Genomic DNA, 22,695 nt, shown 5'->3' with positions numbered 1-22,695 from the left:
CCTAAGAATTATTAATTAAACCATATAAGAGGTAGAAGGATCATATAAGCTCAAGGGGCTTATATTTTCTTACATTTCTTATATGGTAATGAATTTTATATTTAGCGATTGTCAACCTGAACGGAGTCGAAGGATCTGGTATGATGGAAAATGTAAGATGGATGATGGATGATGGTGTGCTTAGTCCTGAGCAAACCGAAGAATTATTAATTAAACCATATAAGAGGTAGAAGGATCATATAAGCTCAGAGGTCTTATATTTTCTTACCTTTCTTATGTGGTTAATACCTTTTTGTGTCTTGCAAATTCCAAAAATGAAGTGTTAGTTCAGCCATTTATTTCCTTTTCCATAGCATCATAGCGCTTACTTCCGCGTAAAATCGTCCATTAACTTCATTGTAATTAAGGCATCTTCGCCACTACACGGATTTTGTCCTTTGCCTAAAAAGTAATCAACAACTTTTTCAATCATGGGTTGCTGCACATGCTGCAAAGGTTCAAATACAAATTCTGCTGTCTGATCGGTAGTAACCGTAATTTTATTGCCAAACATGGGGAAACTGATGTGGCCTTTTGAACCATAAATCACGCAAATATCGGCTTGATCTTGTGGAGCGACTAAGAAACACCAGGTACCGCTGAAAACAATGCCATTTTCGAAAAGGATATTTCCTGCCACCAGGTCATCAACCTCGGTGTTTTCCTGCTGCCTGGTAGCAATACCCATCGCATTTTTGACGGCACCGAAATAATAAGTCATCAGGTCTAATTGATGCGGAGCCAGATCATGAAATAAACCTCCACCAGAAATGGCTGGGTTAATCCGCCAGTTATCGGCTGTTTTGGCAATCAACGCAGGGTTGGGCGACTGGAGCATTTTTAACCGGACTAAACGGATATCGCCAATGCTGTGTGCAGCCAATAGTTCTTTAACTTTTAAGAACATGGGTTGGGCACGACGGTAATGGGCTACGGAAAGTTTTACGTTGAACTGGTTAGCCGCATCAGTCATGCGCTGAGCCGCATCCGCATCTAAAGTCATGGGTTTTTCTACATATACCGGCTTGCCGGCTTTTAAGGCTTCAATGGTGTAAGCCTCATGCTGCAGGGGTGGGGTAGCAATGTAAATGGCATTAACCTCCGGATCGTTAATCAATTGAGTAGCATCATCATACCATTTAGGCACCTGATGTCGCCTGGCATAGTCAGCAGCCTTCTCACCATCACGGCGCATTACCGCAACCAGCTTAGCATTGTTTACCTTATTAAAAGCTGGTCCGCTTTTTACTTCAGTCACGTCACCACAGCCAATAATGCCCCATCTGATTTCTTCCATTGTATTATCGATTTGAAAGGCTGAATTTAGAAAATATTGTCTGGAAACCATGCCCGGCAGATCGAAAGCTTTGTAAAAAAGAAAAGGGATTCACTTTGGGAGTGATCCCTAATCAACTAACCAAACAAATCTATTCCGGAAACCACGCCGGAATCAATTTATAAACGAAAGAATTAGGAGATTGTTTTAACGGGATTGTCTGTTTGGTGTATTTTTTTTTAAAAAGAAAAATAAGACCATAACCTGCAATTATAGCCGCCCTTTTTTTAGCTTTGTACTATGCAAAATCTTTCCAGGAAGCTTCAGATTGATCTCATAGAACTTAAAGCAAAATATGCCTTTATTATGGATGAACTTGAAGTCACATTTGCTGACGCTTACTTGTCGAAATTGCAGGCTAAACAACGCCTGGCCGAGCAGATGATGATAGAAATGGAAAGAATACTGACTGCGGAGGACGGTGAGCACGAAAATTAATCCGTTAAGCTAAATCAGCGGGTACAACAACAGCGATTCAACAAGGAAATGAATATTTTTTTCTGTTGAAGGATTTTGTGCCGCATAAAAATAAACCAATCCACTCATAAAGAGATAGTTTTTGAGATTAACCCTCAGGTGATGAAGCGCTGCGGTGATCTGATTCTCGACGCTCCGTTTAGAAATATTAAGTTTCTCTGCAATTTCTCCATTTGTTAAATTTTCTTCCCTGCTCATTAAGAAAATTTCCCTGCAGCGTTTAGGTAACATCCGTAAATATCCGCTAACCTGTGTTTTTAGTGCCGATACATTGAGCCATTCCTCAGCGTTATTAATGGCATAAGCCGATTCGTTTTCCAGATTTTCATCGGTAAAAATTACACTTCCGGCTAACTTTTTACTTCTGATGACCTTATACACATGATACCTTGCTGCGGCTTTAAGGTAACTTTTAAAATCCCTGATCTCGAGCACATCTCTTTTGAGCCATATATTGAGAAAAATATCCTGCACTATGTTTTCGCATGCCTGCTCATCCTGCAAATAGTGCGAGGCAGTAGCCATCAAAGTAGGAAAGTACCGGTCAAATAATATTTTAAATGCTTTTTGATTCCCGAATTTAATGGCCTCCCATAATTCGCACTCGTCTGCCGCTGGATGGATAGGTTTCATTTATGCAAAGTTCATTGATCAAGATAAAGAATTTGTTAAGCTAATATAAATATTTTGAACGATACCTTAATTCTTTACCAGGTTAGGCTGGTTAAATATTTTTTTTGAGAAAAATAGGTGTGTGTGGGCGGAGTTATGGCTCTATGATGAAAAGCGCTTCGCATGACAAAACAGGAATATATTATTCTCTATCAAAAATCACTTCAGGGAAAGTGTACACCAGAAGAAATAGAAAGCTTAAATGCTTATGAAGATGATTTCGAACTGATTGAAAGTACAAAGCCGGGTGGCGAGCAAGCCGAACGCCTGTTCTTACAGGTCATGGAAAGGGCTGGTGAAAGCAGGCGTGTTAAACCATTTACATTGTTTACGAAGATCGCTGCAGCAGCTGCAATATTGATTTTTATTGTCTCGGCAGTTTTTTATTTCAATACTAACCCTAAAAGTAAGCAGCATGCGGTGGTATTAAACCATGCAAAAACAATCAAACCTGGTTCAGATAAAGCCATACTCACACTTGGTAACGGACAACAGATTGTACTCAATAATGCGGCTCAGGGACAAATAGCTTCCGAAAGTGGTACTGCCATCAATAAAACCGCTGATGGAACATTGGCTTATGATGTTATTTCCGATGCATCAGAAGAAGTGGTACTGAATACAGTATCAATTCCAAGAGGAGGGCAATATGCTTTGGTGCTTCCTGACGGATCTAAAGTTTGGTTAAACGCCGCTAGTTCCATTCGCTTTCCAACGCGGTTTACTGGCAACAGTCGTGAGGTAGAGCTCGATGGCGAGGCCTATTTTGAAGTAGCCAAGAATAAACAAATGCCTTTTTATGTAAAAGCACAGGATATGAAGCTAAAGGTACTCGGTACACATTTTAATATGATGGCCTATAAAGACGAAGCTTTTATCAAAACAACGCTATTGGAAGGAAAAGTGATGCTTACATCAGCTTCAGCAGTTACCTATCTTAAACCTGGTGAAGAAGGGGTTTTATATGAAAACAAGTTTACGGTGAATAAAGCCGATATAGAGCAGACCATGGCCTGGAAGAATGGCTATTTCGTGTTTAATGAAGAAAATTTATCATCAGTAATGCGCAAAATTTCGAGATGGTACGACATCGATATTGTATACAATACCCATAACCGCAAATTATCATATACAGGTTCGGTTTCGAAGTTTAAAGATATTTCTGAGGTACTAAAAGTGCTCAGTCTTACAGGAACGGTAAAATTCAATATTGCAGAAAGGAGGGTAACTGTTATCAACTAAATTTTTGCCCTAAACAACAAAACGGATTAACCACCCACTAAACAGACCATACAAAATGAATTTTTTTTATTTAAAAAGAACCAGGCTAAGTTCCATGTTTCAGCCACTTAAGGTGATGCGACTAACGATAGCCGTACTATTAATCTTCTGCGTCCAGGTAAGAGCATCCCTTTATGCGCAGAAGATAAACTTCTCGCTAAAAGGAGCTTCATTGAAAGAAATTTTTCAGGAAATTAAAAAGCAGAGCGGATATGACTTTTTATACAACAACGAAATGATCGGTGAGGCCGGAACTTTCAATGTTACTGTAAAAGATATGACCATTCAGCAGGTAATGGACAAAAGTCTTGAAAACCTGCCGCTTAGTTACGCCATAGAACAGCATACCATAGTCATTACCAAAAAAGCCCTACCGCAAAAACTTGATATTAAGGGAACTGTTACCGATGAAACCGGAACGGGAATACCTGGAGCAAGTATCGTAAACGAAAGTTCTAAAAAAGCAGTGTCATCTGATGATATGGGCCGATTTAGCATTGTAGCTTTTCCTGGCGATAAAATAAAAGTGCGGATGGTAGGTTATGAGGACTATAACTTCACCATTGGAAATCAAACCACTTATAGCATCAGTTTAAAACCGTCAACTGTTGGGCTGAATGATGTGGTTATAGTAGGTTATGGAACGCAGCGCAAAGCAAATGTAACGGGAGCCATATCGCAGGTTGACGCCAAGGTACTGGCAGACCGGCCTATTACTGCAGTTTCTACAGGCTTGCAAGGTACCATTACCGGGCTGACCACTATTGGCGGTAGCGGACAACCAGGCGCTACACATTCGGCATTAAGGATAAGAGGAACAGGAACCACCAATAATCCAAATCCTTTTGTGCTGATTGATGGTGTACCAGGCGATATGAACTGGATTAATCCTGATGATATTGAAAGCGTAACCGTGCTTAAAGATGCCGCATCTTCATCAATATATGGCTCCAGAGCAGCAAACGGTGTAATTTTAGTGACCACAAAAAAAGGTAAGTTTAATCAGAAGGCCATTATTTCATATAACGGTTATTATGGTTTTCAAACACCTACCCGTTTGCCTAAAATGTTAGGTTCGGTTGATTACATGACACTGCTTGGCGAAGCACAGATCAATGCAGGCCTTCCAAAATCGTACACAGATGCACAGATTGAGGTCGCGCGGAATGGTTCTGATCCTAATTATTTTGCCAACACCAACTGGACAGACGCATTGATAAAAGATTATGCTCCACAACAGAACCACAGCATTAACGTACAGGGAGGAAGCAGCGATTTTAATTATTATTTTTCTTATGGAAGAGAAAACCAGGATGGCCTGATTGCAGGCGATCAATATAAGTTTGCAAAAAACAATGCCAGGATAAAGCTGTCAGCATTAAAGCTCCTTTCCCTGCTGGATGTCGATGTGAATCTGGGCTATTTAGACCGTAACCAAAACCAGCCTGCTGCCGATACGGAAGGCGGCGGAGGTGCTATTTATACGGCATTTACCAGCTCGCCATTAACACCTGTACGCTTTACTACGGGGACCTGGGGTTACGGCGGTGGATCCAGTAATCCTTTGGCTATTGCTACTGATGGTGGTTTCAATAACTTTTTCTCTAAAGAATTTACCTCCAACATTACCGGAACCCTGCATGTACTAAAAGGTTTGGATATCAAATCGCAGTATGGTTTAATTGCCAGTTCTCAAAAAAGAAGGACATTTAACCGAAGGATCGATTATTTCAATCCAGCCACCAATGCCATTATTTACACCACCAGTCCGAACAATTCGCTGAGGGAAGTTGCCACGACTACGACCTTGCAAAATTTCTCCATGCAGGCGGATTATACCCTTAATTTAGGCGAACACCACATAAAACTGCTTGGGGGTTATCAGCAAGAAACTTACCGTTTTGATGCTTTTACGGCTGCTAAAACCAATCTGGTTAGTGATGATGTACCGGTGTTGAATATTGGATCACTAAATCCAACGGCAACCGGAGATGCTTATCAATATGCCTTACAGTCACTTTTTTCGAGGGTTAATTACGATTATGCCGGAAAATACCTGGTAGAATTTAATATGCGCTACGATGGGTCTTCGCGATATGCACCTGGAAAAAAATGGGGCGTGTTCCCTTCAGTTTCTGCAGGTTGGCGGTTTAGTGAAGAGAGTTTTATAAAAGACAATAGCCGCGACTGGTTTAGCGATGGTAAAATCCGCGCCTCCTATGGTTCATTAGGTAATCAATACGGAGCAGACGGACCAGCTTATTCTGAGTGGTATCCATATATTAAAGTGTTAACCAGTGTGGGGACCATGCCAATAGGTAATATCCTGACTACTGGTTTTGCACAAACGATACTCTCTAATCCCTTGTTAAGATGGGAAAAAGCCACGATGCTCAATGTGGGTATGGACCTGGCTTTTTTTAATAACCGGCTTACTTTTACCGGAGATATTTTTAACAAAAAAACGGTAGATATTCAACTTAAAGTGCCACAACCTGACGTGATTGGCCTTACTGTTCCTGATCAGAATGCAGGAGCCATATCAAACAAAGGATATGAATTGAGTTTGGGTTGGAACGATAAGATCGGAAACTTTAAATATGGCATAACCGGGCAGTTTTTTGATATCAAAAATACCGTTACCGATTTGGGCGGTGTTCCACCAACCATTGGCGACAGGATCCGTCAGGTGGGGCAACCGCTTGATGCTTTTTATGGTTACCGCACAGATGGATTAGCTCAGGAGGCTGATTTTACCAAAGATGCTGCGGGCAAATACGTGCCGAAGTTCCCAATCTTTGCTGCAGATGCGGGTAAAGTAGCCCCAGGCGACCTTAAATACCGTGATTTAAATGGCGATGGTTTGATTAGTGCCGATTTAGACCGCGAAGTAATCGGTGATGCTTATCCCAGGTATAATTATTCTTTCAGGTTAGATGCGGCCTATCATAATTTTGATCTGAGTGTGTTTTTACAAGGAGTAGGCATGGCAAATGGCTACATTACCGGAGTGGGCTTACATGCTTATAATGCCGATGCTGCATTTCCTCAGGAAGTGCACATGGACAGGTGGACACCACAAAATACTGGAGGTTCATACCCACGTTTCGTATATAAAGATACCCGAAACACCGGAAGATTGGCCGATTATTGGTTACAGGATGCAGCTTATTTAAGGGTGAAAAATCTACAGCTGGGTTATACTATCCCTGGAAATTTCTTGCAGAAAATTCATATAGATAGGCTAAGGGTTTACGCTTCGGCTGATAACTTGTTTACCGACACCAACTTCTTTTATGCTTACGATCCCGAATCGCAGGCAACCAGTGGCGGATTATATCCTCAGGTTAAAACATTCATTTTCGGTCTTTCGATTAAGTTAAAATAAACCACCCATGAAAAATCAAAATCAATATATCAACAGCCGCAGATCATTTCTAAAAGCAACGGGTCTGTTGGGCGGCGCTGCGCTGATTCCATCCTTTTTCTTAGCCAGTTGTAAAAAAGGATTTCTTGACCGCGAACCGCTGGATTCGGTAACCGATATTAGCTTCTGGAAAACGGAAGAACAATTAAAGCTGGCTGCGAATGCCTGTTACAGCAATTTAAGAAACAATAATACCATCGCCATGGAAAACATGGGCGACAATACCATTTACCCGCCTAATTCAGAATATCAGGCCATTTCTGCAGGTAATTACGATTTTACCTCCGGTACCTTAAACTCCGAATGGGTAAATTTATATGCGGCCATCAGGCGTTGTAACCATTTTCTCGAAAATTATACCAAAGCCACCAATATCAGTGCCACTGCTTTGGCGCAGTATGCAGGCGAAGTAAGGTTTTTGAGGGCTTTTATGTATACTTATCTGATCTTCCTTTTCGGCGATGTGCCGTTACTCTCCAAAACACTCGATATTGGTGATGAAGAAGTATTTGGTCCGCGTAATAAAAGGGCAGAAGTGCTCGAATTTGTTTTTGCAGATTTAGATGCTGCAGCGGCCGGCCTTCCAACTGCTTATACTGCTACAGATCTTGGCCGTATTACCAAAGGGGCCGCATTTGCCTGGAAAGCCAGGGTAGCACTCTTTTTTGAGAAATGGAGCATTGCCGAAGCTGCCGCTAAATCAGTAATGGACCTGAATGTTTATCAGCTATATACTGCTGGTGGTACAGCCAAATGTTATAACGACCTTTTTACCTACAAAGGAAAATTAGCCGCGGGTGCCAACAAAGAAACCATTTTAGCCAGACCGAATGTTGCCGGCGTAAGTGTGCACAACACCAGTCGCGAAATCCAGGTACCCGATCAAACGAGTCGCTACTCGCCAACCAAATCCTTGGTTGATGCTTATTTATGTATCGATGGACTTCCGATTGATAAATCACCGTTGTATAGCGAAAGCACTTATGCCGATATCTTTAAAAATAGGGATCCACGCATGAACCAAACGATATTAACACCAGGTTGGGCCTGGGGTGGACAAGATGATGGTGATGCCGATGCCACTACAAATCCGATATTTAATACGCCTAAATGGAACGCCGATAAAAAGGGTTGTATAACCGGAACCGGATTTTACTTTAGCAAATACGTAGAAGTTGCTGCTGTAGGTACGGTAAGCCAGGATTCGAACGATATCCATCATATCCGTTATGCTGAAGTGCTGCTTACTTTTGCAGAGGCCAGGATGGAGCAAGGTACACTTACCCAAACCGATATTGATAATACCATTAATAAATTGCGCGATCGTGTGGGGATGAAGAGAATGGTAATAACCGAACTTGCAGCGGCCGGATTGGATTTAAGAACCGAAATCAGACGCGAAAGAAGGGTTGAACTGGCGCTTGAAGGACAGCGTTATTACGATATCCTCCGCTGGAAACAAGGCAATTTATTGGCCCAGGATGTAAAGGGCATGAAGAAAAGTTTGGTTGAAAGCTTTAATCAGCAATATGTAGCGACCATTGCAACAGATGCCAATGGCTATTTTGTGGTAAACACCGGTAGAAAATTTGTTGCGCCTAAAAATTATCTCTGGCCAATTCCAATTACCCAATTACAGCGTAATCCGGTACTGGGGCAAAACCCAGGCTGGTAGCTAATATAAGAGGCTGTGTCATTAAAATTTTATGATACGGCCTCTTTTTATTTATTAATTTAACCGACATGAAATTATACTCTTTTTTAATATTAAGCATTTGCCTTTTGGGCGCATGTTCACCCAAGATTAGCAAACAAGCTGAATCAAAGCACAGTAATGTACTGCGCGTAATGTCTTATAACCTTCACCATTGCAATCCGCCATCAAAAGAGAAAGAAGGCCTTATTGATGTTGATGCCATTGCCAAAGCGATAGCACAGCAAAAACCAGATCTGGTGGCTTTACAGGAAGTAGATGTAAATACCAAAAGATCAGGAAGTATTAACCAGGCCGTGGTATTGGCAACTAAATTAAAGATGAATTTTTATTTTGGTAAAGCAATTGATCATGATGGGGGCGACTATGGCGTAGCCATTTTATCACGTTTTCCTTTATCTGCACAACAAACTTTTATGTTGCCTAAAAATAACGATGCCAAAGCAGAACAAAGGGTTTTAGCCATTGCAACTGCCGAAATTGCCAAAGGCGTTTTTATCCGTTTTGCTTCTACCCATCTTGATGCCCAACGCCCGGAAGATAACCGTATCCTTCAGGCTAAAGAGATCAATCGCTTAACCGCACAGGAAACCTTACCACTAATTGTTGCAGGTGATTTGAATGCCGATCCAGGTTCAGAAAGCATCAAGATATTCGATTCGAAGTTTACCAGAACCTGTAGCGATTGTGGTTTTACCATTCCTGTGATCAACCCACGGAAAACAATTGATCATATTGGTTTTAAAACGGGAAATCCTTTTCAAGTGGTTTCGCACGAGGTTATTCCTGAACGATATGCTTCAGATCATTTGCCTATCGTTGCGGTGCTCGAACTGAAAAAATAGTGAATCACTCCATTTACGCTACCTCTTTTTCAAAGCAGGAGGTATGCTAAAGCTGGGTTTTTTGTCTGCATCTTTAAAGTTTACTTCCATAAAGTATCGTTTTTGTTTAACGATGTAATTTTCAATAAACCACAAAATATCAGGCAGGTTTTCCACCATGGGTGTACCTGCTATTTCGTGCCCCATACCTTGTACATACTGAAAGTAATACGGATATCCGTTTTTGCTGAAGGTATGTGCAAGATACTTAGAGCCAAAAAAGCCCCGGTTCAGCAACCTCACTTTATTATAGGGAACAAGTTTATCGGTTGTGCCATGAAAAAACATGGTAGGTGCTGGTGGGATGGCATATTTGGGTGCACCATGATAACTTAATATGGCTCCTGCAAAAGAAATTACACCTTTGTATTGAAAATGCGGTGGAAGTTTAACCGACAAGGCTGTGGCATTCCGCTTGTTATAGTCGGCATGCAGTGCCGTAATTGCGCCCGCACTTGATCCCGATAGGATGATCATTGCAGTATCTATGCCGAGCTCTTTTGCATTTTTGATCAGGTATGCTGTTGCATCAAAAACATCTGTTGTAGCGGTATCAATAGCGGCTTTTAAATTAGAAGTATTAAATGGACTCGGAAATTTCTTTCCTTTAAGGCCAAGTCTATAGTCAACAGAAACCACTTTAAAACCATGCGACAATAAAGTATTAAAATATTGATCAAATAACTTGCTATCTCTGCGGCCCATTACAAAACCTCCCCCAAATACAAAAAGAACTGTTGGCTTAGTTTCCGTTATTTTACCACTGTAATAAATATCTAACTTTAGTGTGCCTGAATCAGTTTGCGCGAATATTTTAGTGTCTACACGATATTTTTTATCCTTGAGTACAATTTGCGCTATTGCAGATACGGAGCTGAATAAAAGTGCCAGAAACAGCAGGCTTAGCGGATATACTTTGTTATTGGGCATCATCTGTTTTTTAGGAAGAGGTTCGCTACGGGCCAATCGGGCCGGCTTTAATTGCTAAGCTAATTTATTGCATTTTCAGTTCAAGTGCAATTAAATACATGATATTCAATGACCGTAATTTCTTTTAGCGTAAAATACTAATTTCTTAATAAGTTAATATGAATGCGCTGATAAGTTAAAATGCTTTGTCTTGCTTTGTGGCAAAAGAATTAATGATGCAAAATAATCAGGTAAAAGTGAGTCCGGATCTACAGCAGTTTATTGATCAGTTTGAGCCCAGCAAATTTAAACTCATGTCGGGTGGAATAGAAATCAGGGGAATAAACGATATGCAAAGAAATATTGCGCAAGCTAGAGCAATCATAGAAAGATTAAAACTTCGTCTGATTGTTTCGCATAATGCCGAAATGCTTAGCTATCGTGGCTTTGAAGTAAATAATCTATAAGCCTGACATACCTTTTTTAATATTCAATTTTACGGTTTACCTCACGTTTCCGATCCGATGATCTGGTATCGGTCATTACTTTGTGCACGAGCTGGTAAAGCTTTGTGTGGTTTTGTTATTCCTTTGATTAGTTGTTACTTACCTTTCTTTTTCTCAAATACTTTCCAGTTTTTATCAGAACCGGTATTAAAATTTGGTAACTAAAAATTAACAGGAATTTATTTATATCATAATAAACATAGTTTAGTTTTGCTAAACAAATAAAAAGTTCTAATTTTAATCACTTCTACCAAATAAAATTTTTTATATGCAAAAACATGTGTAATAAACAATTGCTTTAACGCCCCTCATAAAATTAAAGTGGATTAAAAATAATTTTTTAAGTGGCTAGCTTTTAACATGATGAAAACTAATGAGAAATTTTCTGACGCTGATTTAATTGCCCAACTGAGGTTAGGTGATGAAAACGCATTTACTGAAATTTATCGCAGATATTGGGAAGTTCTGCTCAATACAGCATACCAGCGCTTACGTTCGAAAGAAGATGCGGAAGAGGTGGTGCAGGAAATATTTGTTAATCTCTATTTTCGCCGCAATGAGATAGATCCAAAATCTACGCTGGAGGCTTATCTTAAAACAGCGCTTAAGTTTAAAGTAATCGATACCTATCGTTTGCAACAGCTACACTATAAACATATCGACAACCTGATTGCAGAAACAAACCTTTCACCGGTATTGCCTGATCATCAGTTGGAAAGCAAAGAGTTTAAAACACTTATACTTTCTGCCTGCAGTAAATTACCCGAAAAATGCAGGGAAGTATTTATGATGTTTAGATTTGAAGAACTGTCGCACCAGGAGATTGCCCGGCGTGCGGAGATTTCGGTAAGCACGGTAAAAAAACATCTTCATAAAGCCATGCTTTTCCTTAGAGAAGAGTTTAAAGGCAGCAGAACCTATCTGATGATTGCCTGTTTGCTTTTTTTATCTAAATAAATTGATTGGTCTTTCCGTTAGTGGAAACCATGTACTCTCAGAGCAATGGTTTTAGTTTATGCAATTTATTTTTTGAGGTTGTATCATAAATGTAGATCTGTCATCCTGAGGGATAATTTATTTTATAAAAATCAATATTAGTGATATATAATTGATTTCTTTTGCCATACATCATGGTCTTGCCTCGGCTCGCCGCCGCCGAATGGCTCTTTCTTTTTGGCATCAAAAAGAAACAAAAAATGCCGGCTGAAAATTTTTCTTTTGAAGCCAGCTGTGTGGCCAGAACAATTTAGTCCGAAAAATTTGTTAGGCCGGATTTAAGTAGAACGGGGATACCGTGCTATGGCCTGGCTGGATGGAAATAAGAAGTGTTTAAAGTGATGATTAATAATTGTTTATAAAATAAAATCATTGATAGCCTGACGAATGACCTGTTTAAATATGCTTTAAGGTGTTTGGACAGTCCTTTGGACAACATGATAGCATATGGGCTGAAATCGGCTTTATGATATGCCCTCTTTTTAATAGCAAATTTATTCGTTACATAAATTTATGGACGCTGACTCCTTAGTGATTCAGTTTTAATTAAATTTATTGTGTTGTAAATCAGTTTGTTGTATTTTATTTTGAATTTATTTTAGTTTCCTGTAGAACCTTTTTGCTTTTGCTCCGAATACTGTTATATGAGCAAAAATCAAAACACGTTCGATGAGCATTTGCTGGAAATTATGACCAGGTTCAAAAATGGAGAGGCTACACCCGCCGAAATCCAGGAAATTGAACTTTGGTACGAAAACCAGTCTTCGAATGAAGGTTATACAGATCACATGTCGGTTGATGAACGTTCGGAAACCGAGCGGAAGATGTTATTGCGGATTAGCGACAGCATCAAATCAGAATCAACTCCAGCAATAAGGCTTTATCCAAATCAATGGTTAAAAACATTTGCAATAGCTGCGGCCATGCTGCTGGCCATTGGTTCCTTGTTTTATTTTAGATCAGGGGTACAAAAAACAGATCAAAATAACCTCGTTGTGGCCAAGGCTAACGATGTGGCTCCGGGGAGTAATAAGGCAATTTTAACGCTTGCAAATGGTAAAAAGATCAGTTTATCCGGTTTAACTAACGGCCAGATCGCCAGTCAAACCGGAATTCGGATTTCTAAAACAGCCAACGGTCAGCTGGTTTATGAAGCAACGGGCAATAACGCATCAAAAGGGTTAAAACCAGAGTTTAATACGATAGAGGTGCCCGTAGGCGGACAATGGCAGGTCATTCTTCCGGACCATTCTAAAGTTTGGTTAAACGCCCTATCGAGTATAACCTATCCATTACACTTTATCGGGAACGAAAGGGAGGTAAAAATTTCTGGTGAAGCCTATTTCGAGGTTGCGCATAACGCGAAGATGCCTTTTAAAGTGCATGCGGGTAGTCAGGTGGTTGAAGTATTAGGTACACACTTTAATGTGATGGCCTATGCAGAAGACAAACTCATTAAAACAACGCTTTTAGAAGGTTCAGTAAAAATTTCGGATGGAAAAGTAAGCAAGCTACTTGTTCCGGGAGAACAGGCCCAGGTGAACGCAGGGAGAATTACCGTAATCAATGATATCGATATGGAAGATGTGGTGGCATGGAAAAATGGTTATTTCAAATTTGATGATAACCTCGAAACCATTATGGCAAAGGTGGCTAAATGGTATGATGTTGATGTCGTTTATCAAACTAAACCCGATCCAAATAATGTTTACGCGGGCAAAGTATCGCGTGCTAAAAATATATCTTCCTTATTGAAAATCATAGAGTTTAACGGCGACGTACATTTTAAAATAGAGGGAAGGAGGGTAATTGTGACGAAATAATGGCGACAACTGTGGTAAACCAAAAAATGGCCAAAGGTGTTAGCGCACCTCTGACCGGATGTTGAGTTACCCATTCCGACAAGTCGGAATAAAATTTAACGAAGAATCAATCCGAAACCCAACAAATCCAAATTTATGAATTTAAACTTACATAATAGGTATGGAGGTAACTGCCATGCCCTTTACAAAATTCTGCTGGTGATGAAAATGATAACATTTTTATTGATAATAACCATTATGCAGGTTAGTGCGAGCACTTTCGCCCAAAAAATAACCCTTAATAGAACCAATGCGTCCCTATCATCAATTATCGATGAAATCCGAAATCAGAGTAATTATGATTTTTTTTACAATAAGAAGATCGTAAAACAAGCCAAACTGGTGAGCATTAATGTTAAGGATGCTTCCCTTGATGAGGTATTACAAATCTGTTTTAAAGATCAGGCACTAGCCTTTGAGATCACCGATAAAACCGTGCTGATCAAAGGAAAAGAAATAAAGTTTAATTTCTTTAACCCTATTCAATTGCCTGCCGAAAAAATTACAGGAAAAGTACTTGATGAAAATGGTAATCCTATACCTGGGGCGAGTATAACCGAAAAAGGTTCGAAGAATGTAACGCAAACAAATGGAAACGGAAACTTCATCATCGAAGTAAAAGATAAAGCAGCTGTATTGGTGATATCTTTTATTGGTTACCAAACCAAAGAAGTTGTAGCAGGTGCAGTAAATGGCTCAATTTCACTTAGCCCGAGCCAGGAAGTTTTAAACGATGTGGTGGTAACCGCCTATGGTAAAGTTAAAAAAAGTAGCCTTACCGATGCTGTTCAAACCATAGATGGAAAGGCCCTTGAAAATAGGCCTATCCGTACGGTAACCGATGGTTTGATTGGTTTAGCTCCCGGACTGAATATCAGGATGCCCAGTGGTGCGCCTGAAGCTAATCCTTCCATAAACATCAGGGGTTTTACATCAATTAACAGTACCGGTGCACCATTAATTTTAATTGACGGGGTTGAAAGACCCATTCAGGACGTTAATCCAAATGATGTTGAAAGCGTTTCCTTTTTAAAGGATGGGGCATCAACAGTTATCTACGGATCGCGAGCACCTTATGGTGTATTATTGATTACCACAAAAAGCGGTAAAGAAGGAAAAGTATCGGTAAACTATACTACCAATTCGAAAATCGGTCAAATGGTGCTTGCCCCAACGCAACCCAATTCGCCTGATTGGGCAAGGTACATTAACATTGCGCAGCGTAACGGGCAGCCTAATGGAACGGGTACAGATGGCGTTGATGCGGTTACCATTGCAAGGATGGAAGCCTGGCTAAGACAAGACTGGAATGATCCGTCGTTTAATGCGTTAAGAACTCAATTTGGTGATAAAGCACAACAGTATATTGAAAACGGGCAGTTTCCAAGTGGTGATGCTGGTTTTAAAGGCTGGACCAGAGAGCAGTCTTTTGCGACTACAAAGCTTTACGATACTTATTTTAATAACCATGATTTCAGTCAGCAGCACAACTTAAATTTCAGTGGAGGAACTGATCGGGTTAACTATTTTTCAAGCTTTGGTTATAATAATACCAAAGGTTTACTAAAAGGTGATTTAAATTTCAATACCCGATATAGCTTTCAAACCAAGCTTAAATATAAAGCTGCAGACTGGCTGGACCTGAGAACAGATATCAATTATGCGAGGCAGGCTAACCAAGGTCCCAACTATACTGGAAATGGTGGTGACATAGCCAATTATGACGCTATTTTCTCCAGCATGATGCAGTATTTTGCTACACCGTTAAGAGTTCCATCTGGAAATGCATATTCGTGGATCCTGGGTGCTGCAAGCATTTTAGGTGATGGCGGACTTATCAACAATACCAGAAATGATATTGTGCTTAGTGGCGGGGCGACTGTAAAGCCCTTCAAACATTTCGAAATTAATGCAGATTACTCAAGAAGACAGAGCTTTACCGAGTACTCAAAAGTAACAAAGGTTGTTTATACCGAACTGCCTGATGGTACCAAAATCCAAAACAACCGCTCGGCAAATTTGAGCAGTATTAGTAAAACAAATGGCGTGCTGGGCTATCAGATGGCTAAATTAAGTGCCCAGTATAGTAATTCGTTTGCACAAAAACATAATTTTCTGGCACAGTTCGGTGTTCAAACCGAAGAAACTGGCTTTAAATCTTTATCGGGTAGCAAAACGGATTTATTTGCGCAGGATGTTTCAGAATCACTTAGTACTGCAGCCAATAATCCTACTGCAAGCGATAGTATGTATCAATGGAGCACCCTAGGTTTTTATGGCGTAATTACTTACGATTATCTTGAAAAATATTTTGTAAAGCTTGCCGGCAGAAGTGATGCCAGTTCGCGATTTGCGAGTAAATCTCGCTGGGGCTATTTCCCTTCAGTATCAGGAGCATGGAATGCAGCAAAGGAAAATTTCTGGCCTTTAAAAAACATCATTTCAGAATTTAAGCCTCGTGTTTCCTGGTCAACTTCTGGAGATTTAAATGCCTTTAAAAAAGATGGTGTTACCCCTGAATATTACACTTATTTGCCAACTGTACCCACCACCGTTAATAAAAATCTTCTTTTAGGCGGGACATATGCTAATGTCGCATCAACTCCTGATTTAGTTACCTCAGAATTAACCTGGGCAAAACCAACTGTTTTAAATATTGGTGTGGATATCACTGCGCTAAAAAACAGACTTAATGTAACCTACGAATGGTATCAGCGCACTGTAATTGATCAAATTGGCCCTGTTGACCCACTTCCACAGGTATTGGGAACTGATGCCCCAAGAAAAAACAATGCCGTTTCCGAAACCCGTGGCTGGGAACTCTCGGTAGGATGGAATGATCAGTTTCAGGCAGCGGGCAAACCTTTAAACTATTCACTTAAGTTTAACATGAGCGATTATATCGGTTACGTTACCGAGTACAATGCAAATAAAACAGGTATTGTAAGTGGTGTTTGGACACCCGGCGAACAATTTGGACAAAACTACGTGTATGGTGTAAAGGGTATTGCGCAAAACGCGGGTGATTTGAGAACAGGAACCTTAAGCGGAACCTATAACTACCCTGGGTACATCATGTACAACGATGTTAATGGCGATGGTTATATCAATTCTGGCAACGGTGGCTTTTGGTATAGCAGAGGCGATCTTATTAAAGACGGGTTTAATTATCCCCGCAAGAGTTATTCCATACTACCAACTGTTTCCTGGAGTAATTTTACTCTCTCAGCCGTGTTAGAAGGGGTAATGCAATGGCGTGTTTATAACGATACCGAATGGGTGTGGGGGACTAAAGCAGGTGCCGATTTAGCCTATTTCTATACCCCTGCATTTAAAGAAAGTACCGATTTAGGCTATTGGAGTCCAGGTAATACAGATGCTTTTTTCCCTGCATTTAATACTGGCAGAGGATCAGCAACCGATAAATATTCGTTAAACCTGGCCAATTTAAGGGTAAGAAACGTTACGCTAGCTTACGATCTCCCTCAGAAATGGGTGAACAAAGTTAAACTGAAAAAGGTTAACGTTTATTTTAGTGGCGAAAATCTGGGATTCATTTACAATAAATCCTTTATCAAATATGATCCCGAGCTTTTAAGAAATGGTGTAAATGGTTATCCGCCACTACGCTACTATTCAATGGGATTAAACATCAACCTATAACTAATCGATCACTTCATACATAAATATAATCGAGATGAAAGCTTACATTAGTAAATCAAGCAAAATCGCACTTGCGCTCTTTGTAATGATGTGTTTTGTGGCCTGTAAGAAAAATTTTTTAGATACAACTCCGCTGGATGCTGTAAATCCAAATGATTTTTTTAAGACTGCAACCCACCTGCAAATTTTTGTTAACGGATTTTATGGCCGCTTAGCACCACAATATAATACCCAGGGCGGTACGGGTACACCAACCGGTGGCAACAGTAACCTGGCGCTGGATGCCAATTCAGATATGATGATTGTACAAACAACAGCTACCAGTAGTTTATACAGATGGGATGCGGTTTCGGTCGCACCCGATGCCAATAGCAGCTGGTCTGGAGGTTATTCAAATATCAGATCAGATAACTATTTCCTTAAATATGCCAATCTAAATGCAGAAAAGACAGATGCAGCGAACCATTACATTGGTGAGGGATACTTTTTCAGGGCATGGGATTATTTCGGCTTACTTAGAAATTTTGGCGGTGTGCCCATTGTTACAGAAGCCTTAAATGACAATGACCTTGATAAGTTATACCAGCCAAGGGCTTCGAGATATGATGTTGCGAAACAGATCATCGCAGATCTGGATTTAGCTATCGCTAAACTAAACTGGAAAGGAGAAGGCCAGGCCGCAATTGCAGGAAGAGTAAATAAAGAAGCTGCACTGATATTAAAAGCTAGGGTTGCATTATACGAAGGCACCTGGGAATATTACCATGGTAAAAAAACGAGTGCTTATGCGATGGCTGGTAAAAATGGTGTCGAGTTTTTAGAAATGATCGAGCCCACAGTTTTACAGCTGATCAACAGAAATGGCACAAAGATATTTACTGCTGCGGGCGATAAAACAATTGCATACAATCAGCTTTTTGCACAAAAAAATGCAGCCAATATTGATGGTGTTTTTCTATTTAAGGCTTATGATGCCGCTTTGCTTGCATTAAGCCACAATTTCTTTTTCAAGATTTTAGATTCTGGTCCTTCTATTACCGACCACCTGGTTGATATCTATTTAAACAAGGATGGAACACCACAGGTCTTTTCAGCAAATTATACCAATACGCTGAATCAGCTCGGCAACAATTTAGATCCCAGGTTTAAACAAACGGTGTGGACGCCAGATCGTGGTCCCCTTAATCAATTGGCAGGCAGAGGAGGAGACGGCGTACCGTTCAGGTACCCGGTAATTGCTTCGCAGGCACCATATACTTCCATCGGATTTACTTCTACCGGATACCGGAATTTTAAAGGTGCGGTATTGGCACAAGAGGCAACAAAAGGTGAAACGGATGATATCCTGATGCGCTACGAAGAAGGTTTATTGGCTTTAGCCGAAGCCAAAGCTATATTAGGAACAATTAATCAAACCGATATAGACAAAACAGTAAACCTGATTAGAAGCCGGGTAGGCATGACACCCTTAAATATCAATACCATTACGCCTGGAACATACCGCGAGGATCTCGGATTCGATCCTACTGCAACGCCTGTTTTAAATGAAATCAGAAGAGAGAGAAGTGTAGAGTTTGCACTTGAAGGTTTCAGACTGGATGATTTAAAGAGATGGGCCGTATACGAAAAGGTAATTAATGGCTATCAGCCAAAAGGCGCTTTATTACAGGAGTTTCTTGATTATTTCAATCGTACGCCTGCCCAGGTTACTTTGGATAACGGATCAGACCCAGCATTATATAGCCAAATTAGGAAAGATGGTTATACGCTTAACGAATTTAGTCTGGTTGTGGGTAGCAATGTAGACAGATTTGCCAATGGAAGAATGAACCCTTACTTTAAAGTGGCTGATTTTAAGGCAGGGGGAAGAGGGCTCTACATTAATCCGGGAAGAGATTACCTAAGTGCTATTCCGCTTCAGCAGATAAAACTTTACCAGGCAAATAATGCAACGCTCAGTCAAAATCCGGGTTGGAATTAATTCATTGTTGGTATTAATTAAATTATTAAAAATGAAACATAAAAATATATTGTATAGCCTGATGTTAATGAGTTTATTCATGTTATCGGCTTGTATGAAACCAAGGGTAGAATTAGATGATACTCAGTGGGGCGATAATGCCAATATTACCACGGCACAATTATTCAAATACGACGAGGTTAAGAATCAGTTAGGTTATGGAGAAGTAGTAACTGGTTATCAAACAACCGGTATTACGACAACCTCTAATGTGGTAGATAAGGGCCAGGCTACGGTAAGAATTGTTGCCGTAAAAGGAACCGACCTTACCAAAGTAGGCATCAGGTTTACGCACTTCGCAAAAACAATAGAGCCAATGAATGGCGCACCGGCAGCAGGTATCATTGCCGATTTTTCTAAAGGCCAGTTTACCTATAGGCTGCATTCTGCAGATGGGACGATACGCGATTGGACCATTTTGATATCAGTAGCCCCTTAAGCTACTGAAACCAAATGCCAGGCCGGAAAAATTTCTGCCTGGCATTTTCACCTTTAAATAAAACAGTTTGAAAACAGTGAGGCTAAACTTGTCAAGAATTCAGGTCTGGTCGAACCGATTATTAAAAACAATACGCTAAAACAATGAAAACATTAAATAGAAGGGCATTTATCAATGGCATATTTGCTACGGGTATCGTTTTACAGATTCCCGATACGGCGCTTGCTATGTTTGCGAATAAAGTAAAACCCGTAAAAGTGGGGATCATCACTGACCTTCATCAGGATGTAATTCACAATGGGAGCGAACGATTAGATGCCTTTTTAGCGCACACTAAAAAAATCAATCCCGATCTGATCCTACAAATGGGCGATTTCGCTTATCCTAATGAAAAAAATAAAGAACTGATTGATCGTTTTAATAACGCACACCAAACAGCATTACATGTTATCGGCAATCATGATACAGACAATGGGCACACCAAAGAACAATGTTTGATCTATTGGAAAATGCCATCTAGATATTATACCAAAGAAATAAATGGGGTGTGTTTTATTATTTTAGATGGAAATGATAAGGGCTCGCCAACACGCAAAGGTGGCTATCCAGCTTATATTAACGACGAGCAAAAACTCTGGCTGCAACAGCAACTAAAACAAATCGATAAGCCTATTATTATAGTCAGCCACCAGCCACTAGCGGGAGCCATGGCGGTAGATAATGCGGCAGACATACAGGAAATATTAAGTGCAGCTTCGGATAAAATATTGCTGGCCATAAATGGTCATACGCACATAGATTGCCAGCTTTTTATCAAAAACATCAACTATGTCCACATTAATTCGGCCTCTTATTTTTGGGTTGGAGGTAAATACAAACACAACAGTTATTCAGAAGAAATTCATAAAAGCCATCCGTGGATATCGAGTACCTGTCCTTACGAGGATGCTTTGTTTACTTCTTTAACAATCGATCCTTCATCAGGTACGATGCACATCGAAGGCCGAAAAAGCAATTGGGTAGGTCAATCGCCTGAAGCGCTTAATTATGTAGACGACGCAAAATTAAGGCCTGGCCAGGAGATTGCACCTAAAATAAGCAAAAGGAAAATCATTGTCGGCCCAAAAATGAAAAAATAATATTGAGCCAGGCGTGTTTTCCACTGTTTATTAAAATAAAAAAGGGTAACAAAAATTGTTACCCTTTTCATTGCTATAAATCTTCTAAAAGGCATAACCGGGCAGGCCTATTCATTAAACGACCTTTCGTAATTGCCTGATATGAAGTTAATGAATACACTCTAAACCGCTATCAATTGCTTTTAGTGCACTTGTTGCTGGTTTAGCTGCTGGAATATCATCAGGTTTATAATAATTGTTTGTTCTTACCGGAAAATCGCCTGCTGCATTCATCACATCCTGTCTGGCCATAAATACAGGTACATTGCCTCTGTTGTTTTGAGGGTAAGTCATCGATGAACTGTGGCTATATCCCAGAACATGTCCCATTTCGTGAAACGGCGTGCTGTAACTTTTGGTCATATAATTTAAGGTAAGCCAGTCTGGCATACCAAATGTACTTCCGCCACCAAGTCCCGATACTTTACGGGTATCAGTTAAACCGCAATTGATTTTTGTACGTGTTTGTGCTTTAATCCAATCAGCCTCTTTTTCAGCAGTCGTAAGCGGGGTTGTCCCATCATTGCCGATAACCAGTTCATTCACGATACTGCTTCGCATGGTATCATCGGTATACATGTAAGCAAAATTGATCATAAAACCGGTAAACATCCTGAACTGTTTCGCTGTTGGTTCGTCCAGCCAGTTGTTGTCCTCATTTTGAGGGTCAAAATCATGCATTTTAGGCTGCCATTTAATAATATTCAACTTTTTAAGCTTCGTGATCAATTGGGTAGTGCCTGTAAATTCAAAACTAATATCAGCCGGATTAATGCCAATGGTTTTATAGGCGGATAGATCTACAGTATTATTGTTAACGTCGAGATATTCAGTTTGCCCGGTAATAAAGGGATATTCCATTTGTTTAATTCTATGCCCTTTAATGGTTCCAATATGAAATAACTGAATTTTTTGTGGCTGACCTTTAATTGACACCAGAATTGTGGCATCAGTGATATCAACAGGTGCAAAATTAGCCACTTCGATCGTAGTATTGTTTAGGGCTACGATACGCAATACATTATTTACATTAAATCTTCTGCTTTCGCTGGTCATGGTTGACATTTCTTCGCCATCTTCGAACATCAGTTCTGCAGCAGAAGTGCCTGTAAAAGAGTAGTCAGGTGTGGTTGGACCTGTTTCTACGGGTTCAAGCTCCTTTTTAGAGCAGGCAGCCGTTATTAAAACAAGGCTAAATAAAGTGAGTTTTTTAAATGAGTTAATTGTTGTTTTCATTAATGATAAATCAATAGGTAAATAATGGTATTCAGATGTTTTTAATACTGCGAATA

General features: G+C 40.1%; 16 protein-coding genes. 12 read left to right on the top strand and 4 right to left on the bottom strand.

Annotated features, from left to right (window positions below):
* Positions 1–364: 364 nt before the first annotated feature.
* Positions 365–1,336: a Gfo/Idh/MocA family protein gene (locus AC04QZ_RS06390; protein ID WP_478357056.1), complete on the bottom strand. Its 972-nt coding sequence runs from the start codon at positions 1,334–1,336 to the stop codon at positions 365–367.
* A 279-nt stretch (positions 1,337–1,615) separates the two neighbouring features.
* Between AC04QZ_RS06390 and AC04QZ_RS06385 the strand changes: the two genes are divergently transcribed.
* Positions 1,616–1,813, top strand: a complete 198-nt coding sequence (locus AC04QZ_RS06385) for a hypothetical protein (protein WP_086546981.1) — start codon at positions 1,616–1,618, stop codon at positions 1,811–1,813.
* 9 nt (positions 1,814–1,822) lie between these two features.
* Here the strand turns inward: AC04QZ_RS06385 and AC04QZ_RS06380 are convergent, their stop codons facing one another.
* The gene (locus AC04QZ_RS06380; protein ID WP_478357055.1) at positions 1,823–2,485 is read right to left on the bottom strand and encodes an RNA polymerase sigma-70 factor; all 663 of its coding nucleotides are present in this window, start codon (positions 2,483–2,485) and stop codon (positions 1,823–1,825) included.
* A gap of 162 nt (positions 2,486–2,647) precedes the next feature.
* On the opposite strand from AC04QZ_RS06380, the gene AC04QZ_RS06375 reads away from it, so the two are divergent.
* The 4 genes from AC04QZ_RS06375 (at position 2,648) to AC04QZ_RS06360 (ending at position 9,791) form a co-directional block, all read left to right on the top strand.
* On the top strand, positions 2,648–3,766 hold the full coding sequence (locus tag AC04QZ_RS06375; RefSeq protein ID WP_478357054.1) for a FecR family protein: 1,119 nt from the start codon (positions 2,648–2,650) through the stop codon (positions 3,764–3,766).
* A gap of 55 nt (positions 3,767–3,821) precedes the next feature.
* Complete coding sequence (locus tag AC04QZ_RS06370; RefSeq protein WP_478357053.1) at positions 3,822–7,193, top strand: TonB-dependent receptor; 3,372 nt, start codon at positions 3,822–3,824, stop codon at positions 7,191–7,193.
* Positions 7,194–7,200: 7 nt separating this feature from the next.
* Positions 7,201–8,907, top strand: a complete 1,707-nt coding sequence (locus tag AC04QZ_RS06365) for a RagB/SusD family nutrient uptake outer membrane protein (protein ID WP_478357052.1) — start codon at positions 7,201–7,203, stop codon at positions 8,905–8,907.
* 173 nt (positions 8,908–9,080) lie between these two features.
* Entirely contained in the window at positions 9,081–9,791 is a 711-nt protein-coding gene (locus tag AC04QZ_RS06360) for an endonuclease/exonuclease/phosphatase family protein (protein ID WP_478357051.1), read from the top strand.
* 18 nt (positions 9,792–9,809) lie between these two features.
* On the opposite strand, the gene AC04QZ_RS06355 is transcribed toward AC04QZ_RS06360, so the two are convergent.
* The gene (locus tag AC04QZ_RS06355; RefSeq protein ID WP_478357050.1) at positions 9,810–10,763 is read right to left on the bottom strand and encodes an alpha/beta hydrolase; all 954 of its coding nucleotides are present in this window, start codon (positions 10,761–10,763) and stop codon (positions 9,810–9,812) included.
* 209 nt (positions 10,764–10,972) lie between these two features.
* On the opposite strand from AC04QZ_RS06355, the gene AC04QZ_RS06350 reads away from it, so the two are divergent.
* The 7 genes from AC04QZ_RS06350 to AC04QZ_RS06320 all read left to right on the top strand — a co-directional run bounded on the left by AC04QZ_RS06350 (position 10,973) and on the right by AC04QZ_RS06320 (position 21,364).
* The gene (locus tag AC04QZ_RS06350) at positions 10,973–11,206 is read left to right on the top strand and encodes a hypothetical protein (RefSeq protein WP_478357049.1); all 234 of its coding nucleotides are present in this window, start codon (positions 10,973–10,975) and stop codon (positions 11,204–11,206) included.
* A gap of 399 nt (positions 11,207–11,605) precedes the next feature.
* On the top strand, positions 11,606–12,202 hold the full coding sequence (locus AC04QZ_RS06345; protein WP_086546975.1) for an RNA polymerase sigma factor: 597 nt from the start codon (positions 11,606–11,608) through the stop codon (positions 12,200–12,202).
* Positions 12,203–12,885: 683 nt separating this feature from the next.
* Positions 12,886–14,064, top strand: coding sequence for a FecR family protein (locus AC04QZ_RS06340; RefSeq protein ID WP_478357047.1), 1,179 nt, complete (start codon positions 12,886–12,888; stop codon positions 14,062–14,064).
* A gap of 201 nt (positions 14,065–14,265) precedes the next feature.
* On the top strand, positions 14,266–17,766 hold the full coding sequence (locus AC04QZ_RS06335; RefSeq protein ID WP_478357046.1) for a SusC/RagA family TonB-linked outer membrane protein: 3,501 nt from the start codon (positions 14,266–14,268) through the stop codon (positions 17,764–17,766).
* A 34-nt stretch (positions 17,767–17,800) separates the two neighbouring features.
* Positions 17,801–19,747, top strand: coding sequence for a RagB/SusD family nutrient uptake outer membrane protein (locus tag AC04QZ_RS06330; RefSeq protein ID WP_478357045.1), 1,947 nt, complete (start codon positions 17,801–17,803; stop codon positions 19,745–19,747).
* Between the two features lie 31 nt (positions 19,748–19,778).
* Positions 19,779–20,225, top strand: coding sequence for a DUF5018-related domain-containing protein (locus AC04QZ_RS06325; RefSeq protein ID WP_478357044.1), 447 nt, complete (start codon positions 19,779–19,781; stop codon positions 20,223–20,225).
* A 143-nt stretch (positions 20,226–20,368) separates the two neighbouring features.
* Positions 20,369–21,364: a metallophosphoesterase family protein gene (locus AC04QZ_RS06320; RefSeq protein WP_478357043.1), complete on the top strand. Its 996-nt coding sequence runs from the start codon at positions 20,369–20,371 to the stop codon at positions 21,362–21,364.
* A 147-nt stretch (positions 21,365–21,511) separates the two neighbouring features.
* On the opposite strand, the gene AC04QZ_RS06315 is transcribed toward AC04QZ_RS06320, so the two are convergent.
* A complete protein-coding gene (locus tag AC04QZ_RS06315) occupies positions 21,512–22,639 on the bottom strand; it encodes a hypothetical protein (protein ID WP_478357042.1) in 1,128 nt (375 codons plus the stop codon).
* Between the last annotated feature and the right edge of the window lie 56 nt (positions 22,640–22,695).

The organism is Pedobacter folensis (genome assembly GCF_056490665.1).
Note: the sequence above shows the minus strand (reverse complement) of the source record. Positions and strands in the feature narration are given on the sequence as shown.

Bases quoted from the DNA above. Each gene is read 5' to 3' on its own strand.
- AC04QZ_RS06390 (WP_478357056.1), bottom strand. From the start codon at position 1,336: ATGGAAGAAATCAGATGGGGCATTATTGGCTGTGGTGACGTGACTGAA.
- AC04QZ_RS06385 (WP_086546981.1), top strand. From the start codon at position 1,616: ATGCAAAATCTTTCCAGGAAGCTTCAGATTGATCTCATAGAACTTAAA.
- AC04QZ_RS06380 (WP_478357055.1), bottom strand. From the start codon at position 2,485: ATGAAACCTATCCATCCAGCGGCAGACGAGTGCGAATTATGGGAGGCC.
- AC04QZ_RS06375 (WP_478357054.1), top strand. From the start codon at position 2,648: ATGACAAAACAGGAATATATTATTCTCTATCAAAAATCACTTCAGGGA.
- AC04QZ_RS06370 (WP_478357053.1), top strand. From the start codon at position 3,822: ATGAATTTTTTTTATTTAAAAAGAACCAGGCTAAGTTCCATGTTTCAG.
- AC04QZ_RS06365 (WP_478357052.1), top strand. From the start codon at position 7,201: ATGAAAAATCAAAATCAATATATCAACAGCCGCAGATCATTTCTAAAA.
- AC04QZ_RS06360 (WP_478357051.1), top strand. From the start codon at position 9,081: ATGTCTTATAACCTTCACCATTGCAATCCGCCATCAAAAGAGAAAGAA.
- AC04QZ_RS06355 (WP_478357050.1), bottom strand. From the start codon at position 10,763: ATGATGCCCAATAACAAAGTATATCCGCTAAGCCTGCTGTTTCTGGCA.
- AC04QZ_RS06350 (WP_478357049.1), top strand. From the start codon at position 10,973: ATGATGCAAAATAATCAGGTAAAAGTGAGTCCGGATCTACAGCAGTTT.
- AC04QZ_RS06345 (WP_086546975.1), top strand. From the start codon at position 11,606: ATGATGAAAACTAATGAGAAATTTTCTGACGCTGATTTAATTGCCCAA.
- AC04QZ_RS06340 (WP_478357047.1), top strand. From the start codon at position 12,886: ATGAGCAAAAATCAAAACACGTTCGATGAGCATTTGCTGGAAATTATG.
- AC04QZ_RS06335 (WP_478357046.1), top strand. From the start codon at position 14,266: ATGAAAATGATAACATTTTTATTGATAATAACCATTATGCAGGTTAGT.
- AC04QZ_RS06330 (WP_478357045.1), top strand. From the start codon at position 17,801: ATGAAAGCTTACATTAGTAAATCAAGCAAAATCGCACTTGCGCTCTTT.
- AC04QZ_RS06325 (WP_478357044.1), top strand. From the start codon at position 19,779: ATGAAACATAAAAATATATTGTATAGCCTGATGTTAATGAGTTTATTC.
- AC04QZ_RS06320 (WP_478357043.1), top strand. From the start codon at position 20,369: ATGAAAACATTAAATAGAAGGGCATTTATCAATGGCATATTTGCTACG.
- AC04QZ_RS06315 (WP_478357042.1), bottom strand. From the start codon at position 22,639: ATGAAAACAACAATTAACTCATTTAAAAAACTCACTTTATTTAGCCTT.